Here is a 13,804-nt window from a genome sequence, read left to right on the forward strand (position 1 = left end):
ATGAGCTACGACCGTTCGGTTTCCGCTCCGAAACACGACCTCTCACCCGAGACGGTCTGGCACTTCAAGATGCCCGAAATCCGGTTCGGCCGCGGTTCCGTCTCCGAACTCGGCTTCCAGTTCCGCGACCTCGGCGTCGAAGAGGGGGCACACGGCCTGCTCATTACCGACGAAACGCTCGTCGATCTCGGCCATGCCGAGCGTGTCACGGACGAACTCGACGACGCTGGCTTCGAGACCGACATCTACGATGGCGTCGAGCGCGAACCCTCCATCGCGGCCATCGACGAGTGTCTCTCCTTCGTCCGCGACGAGCAGGGCGAAGCGGGCTATGACTTCTACGTCGGCTTCGGGGGTGGCAGCTGTATGGACACCGCAAAGGCGACGCGAGCAGTCATCGAAAACGGCGGGGAGGTGCTCGATTATATCGCCGAACCCACAGGCAAGGGCGAGACACTCACCGAATCGAACGTCCCACTGATACTGATGCCGACCACGGCGGGGACGGGTGCGGAAACCTCGCCGGTGGCGATCCTCTCCGTCGAGGAGCAGAACATCAAAGAGGGGATTTCGAGCAACCACGTCCGCGCCGACGCCGCCGTGTTGGACCCGACGTTCACGACGACGCTTCCCCCGGACATCACCGCTCGAACCGCGATGGATGCGCTCGACCACGCCATCGAAGGGTACACGACCCACCACTTCGACGACCTCCTGCACGCGAGCGATCCAGCGTCACGGCCGACGTACGCGGGTCGGACGCCCGTCACCGAGCAGTTCAGCGAAGCGGCCATCGACCTCCTCTCCTCGAACGTTCGACAGGTGGTGAACAACGGCGACGACATCGAGGCTCGGTCGGCGATGTTACAGGGCGCGCTGTTCGGCGCGATTGCCGGGCTGACGGCGGGCGCGACGCTGTGTCACGCGATGGCCTACCCGGTCGGCAATCGCTATCACACCTTCCACGGCGAGACCATCGCGGTACTCACGCCCGCCAGTACGTTAGGCTACAACGCCGCGAGCGACCCCGAACGCTTCGCGCGCGTCGCCGAGATGCTCGGGGCCGACACGACCGGGATGAGTACCCGAGAAGCTGCTGACGAAGCCAAAGCCGAATACATCCGCCTTCAGCAGGACCTGAACGTGCTCCCCAGCGGGCTCGCGGAGCTTGCAGGCGTCTCCGAGGACGATATCGACTGGCTCGCAGAGCAAACCGTCGACACCCAAGAGCGACTGCTCCGAACGAACCCGCGACCAGTCACGCAGGAAGACGTCCACGACATCTTCATGGATTCACTTCATAACTGGGAGTAGAACGACAAGCGGTGGCCGTGTCGGCGAACGAGGGAAATTCCCGTGGAGCGGTTTCGTGAAATAAGCCCACATGGGAACGCTAGCGACTCAGCGAACAAAAAGGAGTGCCGTCGAGATTTCCGTAGCCAGCGACGGGACGATGTCTCGGCAGCCCCAGCGGATTACACGGCTCCTTACCCCGCTCCCTCTTCGCGTTCACGCAGCGATGCCCGTCTGACTTTTCCGGTTTCGGTCTTCGGGAGTTCGTCGACGAATTCGATTTCGCGGGGATACTCGTAGGCTGCCAGCCGCTCCTTGACGTGTTCCTGTAGTTCGTCCCCGAGGTCCGTGGAGGACTCGTAGCCCTCGGCGAGAACGACGAACGCCTTCGGGACCTCGCCGCGCTCGTCGTCGGGCACGCCGATGACCGCCGAATCGGTGACGGCATCGTGGCCCGCGAGGCTCTCCTCCACTTCCTCGGGACCGATGCGGTAGCCCGCCGAGATGATGACGTCGTCCTTGCGGCTCTTGAAGGTGAAGTATCCGTCCTCGTCTACCGATCCTAAATCCTCGGTCAGAAGCCAGCCGTTCTGCACCTTTCGTTCGGTTCTTTCGGGTTTGTTCCAGTATTCCTTGAAACAGACCGGATCCCCTTCGTAGCGCACCGCTATCTCGCCGATGTCACCCGTTTCGACCGTCGGTTCGGCGGTCTCCATGTCCACGATTTGAATCTCGTGGCCCGGTCCAGCACGCCCCATCTTGCCTTCGCGGAACTCGGCAATGGCGGTGCAGTCGCCGATGGTGACGTTTGCCTCGGTCTGTCCATATCCCTCGTGAACCGCCGCACCGGTGAAGACCTCCTCCGCCCAGTCCACGATTGACTGGCCAAGTGACTCGCCGCCGCTGGCGATGGTACGCATTGCTCCGACATCGTTGTCCGACGAATCGACCTGCATCATCATCCGCAGCGCGGTCGCCGGCGCGAAGAAGTTCGACACCTCGTATTTCTCGACCAGTTCGAAGGCCGTCTCGGCGTCGAACGCTCCTCCGTCGTAGGCGAGCACCGACTGGCCGTAGTAGAGTCCGGGAAACACCACGTCGAACAGCGTCGCGACCCACGCCCACTCCGAAGGCGTCCAGAACACGTCGTCCTCGTTGAGTTCCATGTTGCAGAAGGTCGTGACGAACAGCGGGAGATGCCCGAGGAGCACGCGGTGTGCGTGGCGCACGCCCTTCGGCTCGCCCGTCGTTCCGGAGGTGTAGATGATGATGGCGTCCTCCTCGGCTCCGGTTGTGGCGGTCTCGAACTCGGCGGATTTCTCCTCGATGGCGTCCCATAGATCGGATTCGTTCTCTTCGGGGCTAGCCCCAACGGTCAAAACCGTCTCCAGCGCGTCGAGGTCGTCGCGCACCTCGCGCAGCGGGCCGACGTTCGATTCGTCGACGATACACGCCACCGCGCCGCTGTCGTCGAGTCGATACGAGAGCGCGTCGGGTCCGAAGAGCGTGCTCAGCGGGACCGAGACCGCGCCGAGTTTCCACGCGGCGACGTGGGCGAACACGGTTTCCGGCTTCTGTGGCGCGTTCACTCCGACCCGGTCGCCACGTTCGACACCCTGTTGGGCGAGGTGATTCGCCAGCCGGTTCGTGACCTCCTGCATCTCCCCGAAAGTGTACGACCGCACTTCACCAGTCTCGTTCTCGGCGTACAGCGCGACGCGACCCTCGTCGTCGGCCCATCGGTCACAGAGATAGTCGGCCATGTTGAACTCCTCGGGGACCTCCCATTCGAACTCGTCGTGGAGGTGGTCGTAGTCCTCCCAGTCCCGTTCGTAGAAGTGATACGCGTCGAGACGCATTCCGGTGTCGGTCGTATCGGTCATTGGTATCAACCTACACAGAAATGTGGTCGCATTCGGGATAAAACTATAGGGATTGGCAAAGCTTCTCGGGTCTGTTCCTCAGAAAAGCCGGGGACGCAAAACCAACCAACACGGGGAATGTATGGATACTTTTGCCAATCCCTATAGGTTCAAACAACAGGCTATCAAACATATCCGACGGGTGCGGTCGTTCTCATTACAGCTAACGTCGCACATATCGAGATCCCCAGTTCCAATGCACAGCGACGGTCCTTCCGATATCGTCCATTGCGTTCGGCGTGGTTCCGGTTCAGAAACCGAGGTCGAGCACCCGATTGCCGACGAGCGACAGGCAGATCACCGAGAGAAACACGACGAAGGTCCCGAAAGCGATGCCCCAACCAGCAGTATCCGCAATCGTTCCCACGACGACGCTTCCAGTCGCACTCAACATCATGTACGTCGTCCGCACGAGACCGAATCCCGCACCGCGCTCTGCACTTGAAAGATTGTCCACAAATCGTGGGAGGAGTGCCGCACCCCAGCCCATCGAGACGCCGATGAGAACGATGCCGACGAGGAGAACGCCCAATCGCGACCCGACGAGGAGCAACGTATATCCGCTGATTCCGAGCACTGCACAGAACCCCGCGGTCTCTTCGCGACCGTACCGGTCCGACAGCGAGCCGATACCGGGCTGTGTGAGGCCTTGGATGACGAAGTACGCCGAGAACAGTGTGCTGGCAAACGTCACCGAATAGCCGTGATACGCGATCAGAAACGTCGGAAGAAACGACGCCGTCGCCTGCCAGATGAACTCGAACAGAAACGCCAGCATAGCAGTGAAGGCGATCTTCCGCCGAGAGAGCAGTTCGAGAACCGGCTTGAGTGCGAACCGATTCCCCATCGGCTGGTCGGGTCGTGCGGGTTCCGTTGGTCGTATCTTCCACCGAAAGAGAACGAACACCGGCAACGCAGCGGCGGCTCCGAGTGCGATTGCAGCCCGCCAGCCGACCCATTGACTGACGGCGGCCGCCGCAATCGGTGCGAGCAGTCCCGCCAACGGAGCACCCGAGTTGTGAAGGCCGATTGCAGTGCCGATGTTGTTCAGTTCGCGGGTCAGGAGCGTCGTCGCAACGCTATAATGTAGCCCTGCAACGCCACCCAAAACCAGTGTGAGGACGAGGAATACGGGCATCGATGGCGAGAGCGCGAGCAGGGCGCTGGCGACCGTCGTCAGTCCAATCGCCGCAAGGATGATGGGCCGCTCGCCGTATCGGTCGGCGAGAACACCGCTCGGGAACTGTGCGAAAGCGTACGCCATCCAGAGACCGGTCAGGGCGAGTCCGAGGACGCCGGTCGACGAATCGAACGTCTCGACGATCTCCGGCACTACAGGACTGATGACCAACCGGGCGACCATCGTCGCGAAAAACGCCAGCGTACAGAGAGCGACAAGCGTCACTCGATAGTCCCAGACTCGCTTCACTATCCGTGCTACTCGCGTGGCCCGGTAAAACGTGCTGACTCGTCACGGAACGCATAGACATGGTTATCAGATGGGGCAGCCCGAGGCGAGTGGGTCACTCTTCAGCGGCGTCGACTACCTCGTAGCTGATGTTGCCGTCCCGGAGTTCGTCCGTATGCGCTGAAAGGACGCTCGTCGTGGCCAGCAACAGGATATCCAGTCCTTTCGTGGCTGCCTCCCGTACGGCGGCGACGGTGCCGAACCGAATATCCGGTTCGAGGCTCGCCGCGCGGACTGCGGCCAACGCTTCGGTGCCGGCGGTCGCAACCAGTTCGTGCGTGTCGGCATAGTCGGAGACCAGAGTGGGGTCTACTGTTGCACTTCCCCCGTTTTCGACCTGCGGAATCGAGACGACCGTCACCATCCCCATGTCGTGGTCGACGATCCCCTCGAAATCCGTGACGCCGACGTCTCGGTCGGCAGTTGCATCCGTTACCGCAACTGCGGTTGCGTTGCCGACGTCGCCGGACAGCGCCCGCAGGACGCCCTCCTGCATCGTGAGCGAGACGGTCTCGCCCTCGCCGATGTCCGTCGTTGCGATGGCGGTCTCGATCTCGACCTGCCCGATGACGTCCTCGGAGACGTGCTGGACGAACGCGTGCAGCTCGTCGGTCTGGGACATGAGCCAGTCGACGCCCTCCTTGGTGACCTCGTACCGGCCGCGGCCGTGTTTGGTGACGTATCCTTCTTCGACGAGGTCCAGCAGGTAGTCGCTCACGGCTTGGGCAGTGACGCCGATGGCGTCGGCGATTTCTTGTTGACTCACTGCCGGCTGCCGCTCCGCGATCTCCACCAAAATCTGATATCTGGTGGCGTTGCGTTTGCTCTGGAGAACACTGGAGCCGTCGGCGTCGTCAGTATTCTTCGACATTGGTCATGTTCAGCAGTGATTGCCCAAATGTTTTTGCTTTATTCCGGATACAGTTGTCTTAGGACCCTGGCTGTGGCTGTTTTCACAACTTCAGTTTTCTCGAACCAATGACCGTTTTTGTAGTACCTGCGAGTTGTCCACGGTGATGTCGCGTCTCGCTTCCACGCGACGGAAGACGGACGAAGCCAGGGAGGCGACGGAATGGGGACGCACTGGCATCTCGATGGCGGACGGACGCGAGCAGGCCGTTGCCGTATCTGACAGGCTTATGACTGGCACACCCTCAGTAGCGCCATGAACGGCGTCGTCGGTGGAGCACGGTCACGCGTCGGCAAGAGCGGTGCCACCCTCGCGTTCATCGACGTGCGATGAGATGCTCCATCGCTACACCGAATCTCCTCGTCACACTCGTCGACAGCCGTCGACTACTGGAGGAGCGATGGGACTGACGGCGGTGGCGTCGATGGGTCTCGCATTGGCCCTCGACCGCCTCTTCGAGGAGTTTCCAGCCCGCGTTCATCCGGTTGCGCTGTTCGGCCGCCTCGTCGGCTGGTTCGACCGTCCGTGGTCCACGCCGCGGCCGGTGGGTACGGTCGTCGCGCTCGTTCTCCCAGCCGGAACCGCCGCTCTCGCGGGCGGTGTTACTGTCCTTTCGGTACGGTATCATCCACTCCTCGGAACGGTCGTCGCAGCACTCGCGCTGTTCACGACGACGAGCCACCGAATGTTGCTCTCGGTCGCCACGGAGGTGGTCGAGCGGACCGAAACCGACCCCGAGCGTGCCCGCGAGTCGGTACGGGCGCTCGTCGGCCGCGATACGGAAAGCCTCTCGCCGGGCGAACTGCGGAGCGCCGCGGTCGAAAGCGTCGCCGAGAACCTCGCCGACGGTCTCGTCGCTCCCCTCCTCGCCTTCGCGCTCGGCGCACGACTGTCACTCCCGCTGGCGGTCGCGGCCGCCGTCTGGGTGAAGGCGGTGAACACGCTCGATTCGATGCTCGGCTATCGGTCGAAGCCCGTCGGTTGGGCGAGTGCTCGCCTCGACGATGTCGTCATGTGGCTTCCGTCCCGACTCGGTGCAATGCTCATCGCTCTCGCGGGCCGCTCACCGGCGGCGCTCTCCCGCGCTCGGTCGTGGCGCGACGACCCACCCTCGCCCAACTCCGGTTGGCCGATGGCGGCCCTCGCGGCCGTCCTCGGCGTCGAACTCCGGAAACCGGGCGTCTACGTGTTGAACCCGAACGCCGAACTGCCGACGGTCCCCAAGGCTCGGCAGGGGATTCGCGTCGTCGCCATCGCAGGACTGGTCTCGTTTCTCCTCGCGGGGGTGGTCGCGTGGCTCTGAGAGCCGTTCGGGGCGCGCTGGGATTCCTCTCGCGGCTTCCCGTCGGTCACGACGACGCCGCGTGGGCTGCGTTCAGGACGACGCCGGTCTCCTTCCCGCTCGCGGGCTACGTTCTCGGCGCGCTGGTCGCGCTTCCGCTGTTGCTCCCCGGACCGTCGCCGACGGTCGCACTCCTGTTCACTCTCGGCATCTATCTCGTGACGGGCATCAACCACATCGACGGCGTGACCGACCTCGGCGACGCGCTGGTCGTCCACGGGGGGCCGAGCGAGCGGCGCACGGTGATGACGGACACGACTGTCGGCGTCGGCGGCGCGCTCGCGGTCGCGCTGGTCGTCCTCGGAGTCGTCACCGCCGGAATCGGACTCGCCGCGTTCCCGGTCCGGGCTGTGCTCCTCGTCGTCACCGCCGAGGTTGGGGCCAAACTTGGAATGGGAATCTTGGTCTGTCTCGGTGCGGCCGACCACGAGGGTCTCGGCTCGGCACTCACGGCGAACGCATCCCCTCGTTCGGTCGCCTCACCGGTGCTGGTCGCGGTCCCTGCGGCGCTGCTGACGTGGCCGCGCGTCGTTCCTGCGGTGGCGACGCTCCTCGCCGCCGTTCTCGCTGCGCTCTTCGTCTTTCGCTGGGCACGGGTGAATCTCGACGGCGTCAGCGGCGACGTTCTCGGCGCGACGAACGAGGTCGCTCGCGTTGCAGCACTCCACGCGGGGGTGATGGCATGGACGCACTGGTGATGTGCGGCGGTCGTGGAACTCGCTTGGATGCCGACACCGAGAAGCCCTTGTACGACATCGACGGTCGCCCGATGGTGAACCGGGTATGCGACGCACTCGTCGCCAGCCGCATCGAACGAGTGTATCCTGTCGTCTCGCCGCATACGCCGCGGACACGCGACTATCTCGACGGCCGAATCATCGCGGCACCGGGCGAAGGCTACGTCGCCGACCTCCAGTACGCGATAGAGCGCATCGACCCACCCGTTCTCACCGTGGCCGCCGACCTGCCGTTGCTCGCCGGCAACGCCATCGACGCCGTGCTCGATAGGCACACGAGCGGGTCGCTCACCGTCCGCGTCCCCGCCGCGCTAAAACGACTGTTGGGCGTCAGCATCGATACGACGATGGATTTCGATGGACAGGAGGTCGCACCGACCGGCGTCAACGTCGTCTCGGATGGGGACGCCGAAGACGTGTTCACGACCCACGACGCCCGGTTCGCGGTCAACGTGAACCGTCTCGCGGACGCAGCGGTTGCGGAGGAGTTGCTATGAAATTCGAGGAAACAATCGATATGATGGGGGATGGCATCGACACCGTGATGCGGAAGGGCTGGTTACTTCGTCGAGCGGCGTCTGGAGGTCGGTATGAGACGTGAGACGGTTCGTCACGTCGGGCGAGAACCACATGGAAGTAGCGACGACGCTGACGTTCTCGATTTCAGTGCAAACACGAACCCCTGTCTTCCGGATGGCGTCGAAGACGTCTACCGCGAGGCGTTCACCGCGTCGCGCAGCTATCCACCCGAACCGCCGACGGAGTATTGTGAAGCGGCGGCGGAATACGTCGGCTGTGACTCCGAGCACGTGACTCCGACGCCGGGCGGACTCGCCGCCATCCGACTGACCATCGAACTCGCCGTCGGCGAGGGTGACTCGGTACTGGTCCCGTATCCGAGCTTCGCCGAGTACGCACGCGAGGTCCGCCTTCGGGGTGGGGAGCCGTCGTTCGTCCCGCAGGACCGAATCCTCGAAGCGGACCCGGCCGGTCACGCGCTGGCCATCGTCTGCAACCCGAACAACCCGACCGGCAACGCCTACGACACCGACGCGCTGTCGGCGTTCGCGGCGCGGTGCCGGGGTGCCGGGACGCCGCTGCTCGCCGACGAGGCGTTTCTCGGGTTCACCGACCGGCCCTCGCTCGCGGGGACCGACGGCGTCGTCGTCGCTCGCTCGCTGACCAAACTCTTCGGACTGCCGGGACTCCGAGCGGGGTTCGCGGTCGCAACGGGTGCGTTCGACGAGGCGCTCGCCATCGCTCGTCGGCCGTGGAACGTGAGCGCTCCAGCACTGGCGACCGGTTCGTTCTGCATGACCCGGGAGGAATTCGTCGCGGCGACCCGCGAACGGGTTCGCACGGAACGGAACCGGATGCAGGCGGCGCTCTCCGGGGCGTTCGACGTGTATCCGTCCGACGCGCCGTTCGTCCTGTTCGACATCGGCGACAGGGAGGTCGAGGAACTCCTGCATCGAGCACGCGACCACGGACTCGCGCTCAGGGACGCCACCACGTTCCGGGGTCTCGACTCGCACATCCGCGTCGCCGTGCGCCGGCCAGAAGAAAACGACCGACTGCTGGAGGCGCTCGATGTTTGAAACCACCGTTGCCGATGGCGTGCTCGGGATTCATCGGCCGGGAACCCGCTGGCTCTCGACGGGATGGGATGGCGGGTTCGAGCGGGCCGCGGCCGCCTACAACGTCACGGTTCCCGAGGGCTGGGAACGCACCGACCTCGGAGCGTACATCGACGAGCGGCGGGAGCGAGCCGGATTTATTGCTACTGGCCCGACGCTGCTCACTGGCGTCGAGATGCGCCACGCGCGGGGCGCGCGGCTCGACCCCGTCGTCGCGTACGCGACCGTCGGCCTGTCGAATCCCGCCGTACTCCCGATGGAACCGACGGAAATAGACGAGGTACCGCGCGACTGTCCATCCCGCATCGGGACGGTCAACCTTCTCGTCGGGACGACGCGGTGCCTGAACGAGGCGGCGCTTGCGACGCTCCTCGCAGATGTTGGCTAGATAGATTCGTCATGCACAGCTATCTGCGAAATTTAGGCTATCAGTACAGATTTGAGTTCAACCGTGAATGAGCAAATTTATCTGTCTGATCTCATATTAGTATATTCATAATTCTCACTCCTCGTGTTTCTGCGAGTCGATGGGGTGGTTAGAGAAACTCTCCTAGCGGAATTACACCACCGATCCAAAGAAAAAACAGAGCTAGGAGAATTAATCCCACTCCAACCAGTTTGGCGAAAACTCTCTCTGGTTCGCTCGCATCGTCGGCATCAACGTCCGAATCGATAACCCCAGATATTCGGAGACCACCGAGCCGTGGATCACGAAACTGGTAGAGTCCAGCGAGCAAAGATACAACACCAATTCCTATCGACAACCACGACATAGGTTCGGTATTGGCTCGAATAGAATAAAGTTTAGGTGTAGAGAATTAGTCTGTGAGCGTCGCCTCTCGTGCTCGTGCGAGTTGGTCGATCACAGCATCCGCAGACTGTTCAACCGACCAGACAAACGCCTCAGACGGCATTCGCTTCTCCTTCACTGTGTCGAGCTCGTTCAGGAACGCACCCATCTGATTGATCGCCGCATTCAGTGCGTTGTCGGCCTGCTTCTGCTTTCCACGACCGATAGCCCTCTGTGCATGATCGATTTTCTTCTGTACGTTCTGAAGCTTTGCTACGAACGAGCGTTCCTTGTTGCCGGGAAGGCTCGAAACGTCTCTGAATCGCTCGACTAACTCTTCGATGAGGTCCGTTGCCGCAGAGAGAAGATCATCTTTAGTTAGTATAGGCCATTGCAGACTGCGAGATTGAGTCATAATAGTTTGCTTCCGAACATGTATGTCGATTACTATTCAGGTGCGGCTATTCAATGTGTCCGCAAGAAGTCGCACATGAATTCTCACCAAACTGCCCCTGATACAGAATCGGAGACAGAGGAGGTATCGGAACCTCAACAACGTCGTTAGCGCTAAACGCACGCAAGCTCCTAGTGTAGAGTCCACATCACAAGACGGTGAAGCGACCGAGGAGATGGTTCACCACACGGTGTTTCGCTATGACTCAGATGTCGAAGCCAAACAAGACCCACAGTTCGACACTTCTCCATCCCGTACAAACGAAGCATGACGGTACTGAACGCACTCATCTACGCCCGTGATCACTTCGATTCGAGTCTAATGTCAAACATTCAAACTTAGCCATCGGACTTCTCTCTTGGTCACCGTCCGATACCGCCATGAGCACAGCGTGGTCGAACGTGTTCGGAAACAACGCGAGGTAGCTGGAATCCATAGGCGGGGGTGATGAGTGCAATTCCAAGCGGTCTCAGTACGGACCAACAGCCGCCGATGACGGTCCCACTACGACACTTCGTTGTCGGATTCGGTTTCCTTATTGGAGGTGGGGCACTTGGAAGTACGAACACACTCGTCTCCGTTCCTGGGTTAGTGACGTTGGCGCACGTTCATCTGCTGCTCGCGGGCTGGGTTTGTCTCACGATTATGGGCGCGATGACGCAATTCGTTCCCGTCTGGTCCGGCGTCGAACTACATTCACGTCGACTCGCCGTCGTCCAACTGTGGCTCGTTACGATTGGCCTCGTTGGGTTCGTGGCGATGCTTCTCATCGGTTATCTCCGATGGCTGCCCCTGTTCGGCGCGATCATGCTCGTCGGATTCTGGGTGTTCGCCTACAACATCGGCCACACACTGACAACCGCCCGCCCGCTTGACGTAACTGAACGCCACTTTGCGCTCGCGCTCGGGTTTTTCGTTCTGCTGACGGTCTTTGGCCTGCTGTTGGCAGTCGATTTCACCTATCCGGTATTCGCGCCGCTGTCGATACCGCGCGAACGCATCGTCACGACGCACGCGACGCTTGCGGTCTTCGGCGCGGTCCTCACGACCATCCTCGGAGCGCTCTATCAGCTTGGGACGATGTTTACCCAGACTAGCCTCTACGGTATTGACATGCATCTGCGTCGAATCGAGGAAGTCACGTATCCGGTTGGCGTAATAACGCTCGCTCTAGGCCGGCTTGTGGCGATGCGCTCTGTAGCTCAGGTCGGCGGCCTGCTCGTCATTGTGAGCCTTCTCGGGTTCAGCGTGATCCTTGCTCGCCGTTTGTACGAGACGCAGGTCGAGTGGACACCGATGCTGTCACGATATGCTGTCGTCGCTCCTGCAATGGTACTTTGGGCAGTCTTCACGATACCGACATGGCTCGTTAATCCTCTCGCTCGCTCGTCGTTGTTCGGCGCACCCAGAGCCGTGTATCTGCTCATCCTCGGCATCATCGGCTTCGTCGTGTTGGGAACGCTCTATCATATTGTTCCGTTCATCATCTGGGTGCATCGCTACAGTGACCTGCTCGGCTACGAGAAAGTGCCGATGATCGACGATCTCTACAGTGCGCGTATCGCGGCCGTCGATTTTGTCACGATACTTCTCGGCACGGTGCTGATCGTTCTCACCGAGTGGTTCGCGCTCCCGAACATGGTACTGGCCGTCGGCGGACTCTCTGTACTGGCTGGATTGTGCCTATTTGTCGCCAACATGTTGCTGGTCATTCATACTCACAGCCCACACGGATTGCGAGGGATACTCGTCTCGAGGCTCGCAACATCCAATCAGCGGCGTATCGCTGAGTCACAGGAACCGCCATCGGATAGATGGTAACGTGTCTGTGCCGATCATGTTCGGGAGAAATTGGATATTCGTACTCGGCGTCTGTTCTAGTGAGCCGATCACCGATGACAGCAACTACTCATTCCGAATCCACGACCAAGCCGGAGATCACGCGCCTCGATACGGTAGAGAAGACGCCACACGCAGAGGTGTTCGACCACCACGCGCCTCGAACCATTCGGCTAAAACTTGACGCGGGACAACAGATGCCCGCGCATCGACACCCCGGCACAAACATCGTACTTCACCTCCTCGTTGGCGAACTCGACCTCGTTCTCGACGAGGACACCCATGCTCTCGCTCCGGGTGATCTGATACGGTTCAGCGGCGAGTGCGAAATTTCACCGTGCGCTATCGAGGACAGTGTGGCAGTAGTAGTTTTCGCCCCATCCGAGTAATAGGAGTTAATCTCGACTTCTTCCAGCACTGAATATCGGGCTCACTACTCGGGATTCTTGACGGATGAGAATCACCACACGTTTAGTTTCTGTGGTGCAGAACGCCAAGCCTCCCTCCTCAACGAGCGCGAGCGATCTCAATTCGTGCAGCTCCACGGTCGTCAACTATACTGGATTTCTACTGAATGGTTTGTCGTTAATGACTGATGAACATAGATATACTGACGGCTAAAAATTCACGTAGCTCCAGCTATTAGTGGCGGTATGGCGGCTCTCGAAACCGTCTCTGCTGAAGACCTCCGCCAAGTCCTGGCGGAGGTCGATGATGCTGATGCCGTACAGCGTCTGATGGCGGCGATCACCTACAAGGAGATCGACCATCTGACTCAAGGGGAAGCCGCCGAACTCTACGGGTTTTCCAGTACCTGGGCCTCGAAGTGGTTCAACCGTCTCGAACGGCTCACCGACGAGCCGTTCGAGGACATCGTCTACGATGAGCCTCGATCCGGTCGGCCCTCAAAGCTCACCGAGTCAGAACATCAGCGGTTCGTGGATGATCTCCACGAACCGCCTGAAGAGGCTGGTCTCGACGCGCGTGCGTGGACGGTTCCGCTCGCCCAGCACTACCTCGATCAAAAGTTTGACGTCGAATACTGTGACCGTCACGTCCGACGGCTGATGACCGAGGCCGGGCTGTCACGACAGACAGCCCGGCCGCAGTACGTCAATGCCGACGAACGGGCCCAAGAAGCGTTCCGTGAAGGGTTCAAAAAAAGCTCGCCAATCTGGACGACGAGTACACGGTCGTAGCGATCGACCAGACTCGGCAGGAACTGGCGAATCTCGTCTATGCGTGGTTTCCCGAAGGGGAGCGCCCGACACTGCCGGTGTCGGGCGCGTGGGAGAGTCTGAAATTGCTGGGCGGGATCACTGATGACGGCGAGACCATTCGTCTTTAGCTAACTCCAGCAGTTGGTTGAGTGGCGGTAGCGAACCGTTCTTGTAGGACTGGGCGCTCTTGAT

Annotated in this window: 12 protein-coding genes and 2 pseudogenes; 9 read left to right on the forward strand and 5 right to left on the reverse strand. The window is 61.2% G+C overall.

What is annotated here, in order from left to right; translation table 11 throughout:
* Entirely contained in the window at positions 1–1,314 is a 1,314-nt protein-coding gene (locus tag ACQUQO_RS11125) for a hydroxyacid-oxoacid transhydrogenase (protein WP_435078084.1), read from the forward strand.
* Positions 1,315–1,487: 173 nt separating this feature from the next.
* Here the strand turns inward: ACQUQO_RS11125 and ACQUQO_RS11130 are convergent, their stop codons facing one another.
* The 3 genes from ACQUQO_RS11130 to ACQUQO_RS11140 form a co-directional block, all read right to left on the reverse strand.
* Positions 1,488–3,176 carry an acyl-CoA synthetase gene (locus tag ACQUQO_RS11130; RefSeq protein ID WP_435078085.1) on the reverse strand — a complete coding sequence of 563 codons (1,689 nt, stop codon included), beginning with the start codon at positions 3,174–3,176 and terminating at the stop codon, positions 1,488–1,490.
* Between the two features lie 289 nt (positions 3,177–3,465).
* On the reverse strand, positions 3,466–4,620 hold the full coding sequence (locus ACQUQO_RS11135; protein ID WP_435078095.1) for an MFS transporter: 1,155 nt from the start codon (positions 4,618–4,620) through the stop codon (positions 3,466–3,468).
* A gap of 118 nt (positions 4,621–4,738) precedes the next feature.
* Entirely contained in the window at positions 4,739–5,554 is an 816-nt protein-coding gene (locus ACQUQO_RS11140; protein WP_435078086.1) for a winged helix-turn-helix transcriptional regulator, read from the reverse strand.
* Positions 5,555–5,993: 439 nt separating this feature from the next.
* On the opposite strand from ACQUQO_RS11140, the gene cbiB reads away from it, so the two are divergent.
* The 5 genes and pseudogenes from cbiB to ACQUQO_RS11165 all read left to right on the forward strand — a co-directional run.
* Positions 5,994–6,896, forward strand: a complete 903-nt coding sequence (cbiB, locus tag ACQUQO_RS11145; RefSeq protein ID WP_435078087.1) for an adenosylcobinamide-phosphate synthase CbiB — start codon at positions 5,994–5,996, stop codon at positions 6,894–6,896.
* A complete protein-coding gene (cobS, locus tag ACQUQO_RS11150) occupies positions 6,887–7,633 on the forward strand; it encodes an adenosylcobinamide-GDP ribazoletransferase (protein ID WP_435078088.1) in 747 nt (248 codons plus the stop codon). Before cbiB ends, cobS begins: the two co-directional genes overlap by 10 nt.
* Positions 7,633–8,169: an NTP transferase domain-containing protein gene (locus ACQUQO_RS11155; protein WP_435078096.1), complete on the forward strand. Its 537-nt coding sequence runs from the start codon at positions 7,633–7,635 to the stop codon at positions 8,167–8,169. Before cobS ends, ACQUQO_RS11155 begins: the two co-directional genes overlap by 1 nt.
* Before the next feature lie 93 nt (positions 8,170–8,262).
* Positions 8,263–9,270: a threonine-phosphate decarboxylase gene (locus tag ACQUQO_RS11160; protein ID WP_435078089.1), complete on the forward strand. Its 1,008-nt coding sequence runs from the start codon at positions 8,263–8,265 to the stop codon at positions 9,268–9,270.
* Positions 9,263–9,685, forward strand: a pseudogene (locus ACQUQO_RS11165) (adenosylcobinamide amidohydrolase); the annotation flags it as partial. The gene ACQUQO_RS11160 and the pseudogene ACQUQO_RS11165, both read left to right, overlap by 8 nt.
* A gap of 160 nt (positions 9,686–9,845) precedes the next feature.
* On the opposite strand, the gene ACQUQO_RS11170 reads toward ACQUQO_RS11165, so the two are convergent.
* Together ACQUQO_RS11170 and ACQUQO_RS11175 are read right to left on the reverse strand one after the other, a co-directional pair.
* Positions 9,846–10,082 carry a DUF202 domain-containing protein gene (locus ACQUQO_RS11170; RefSeq protein ID WP_435078090.1) on the reverse strand — a complete coding sequence of 79 codons (237 nt, stop codon included), beginning with the start codon at positions 10,080–10,082 and terminating at the stop codon, positions 9,846–9,848.
* Between the two features lie 45 nt (positions 10,083–10,127).
* On the reverse strand, positions 10,128–10,514 hold the full coding sequence (locus ACQUQO_RS11175; protein ID WP_435078091.1) for a hypothetical protein: 387 nt from the start codon (positions 10,512–10,514) through the stop codon (positions 10,128–10,130).
* Positions 10,515–11,000: 486 nt separating this feature from the next.
* Here ACQUQO_RS11175 and ACQUQO_RS11180 point away from each other — a divergent pair, with 486 nt between their 5' ends.
* The 3 genes and pseudogenes from ACQUQO_RS11180 to ACQUQO_RS11190 form a co-directional block, all read left to right on the forward strand.
* Positions 11,001–12,374: a hypothetical protein gene (locus ACQUQO_RS11180; RefSeq protein WP_435078092.1), complete on the forward strand. Its 1,374-nt coding sequence runs from the start codon at positions 11,001–11,003 to the stop codon at positions 12,372–12,374.
* A gap of 215 nt (positions 12,375–12,589) precedes the next feature.
* Positions 12,590–12,781, forward strand: coding sequence for a cupin domain-containing protein (locus ACQUQO_RS11185; RefSeq protein ID WP_435078097.1), 192 nt, complete (start codon positions 12,590–12,592; stop codon positions 12,779–12,781).
* Positions 12,782–13,045: 264 nt separating this feature from the next.
* Positions 13,046–13,737: pseudogene (locus ACQUQO_RS11190) on the forward strand (IS630 family transposase); the annotation flags it as partial.
* Positions 13,738–13,804: the final 67 nt, after the last annotated feature.

Origin of the sequence: Halococcus sp. AFM35 (assembly GCF_051195015.1) — an archaeon.
In the GTDB taxonomy this organism is placed as follows: domain Archaea; phylum Halobacteriota; class Halobacteria; order Halobacteriales; family Halococcaceae; genus Halococcus.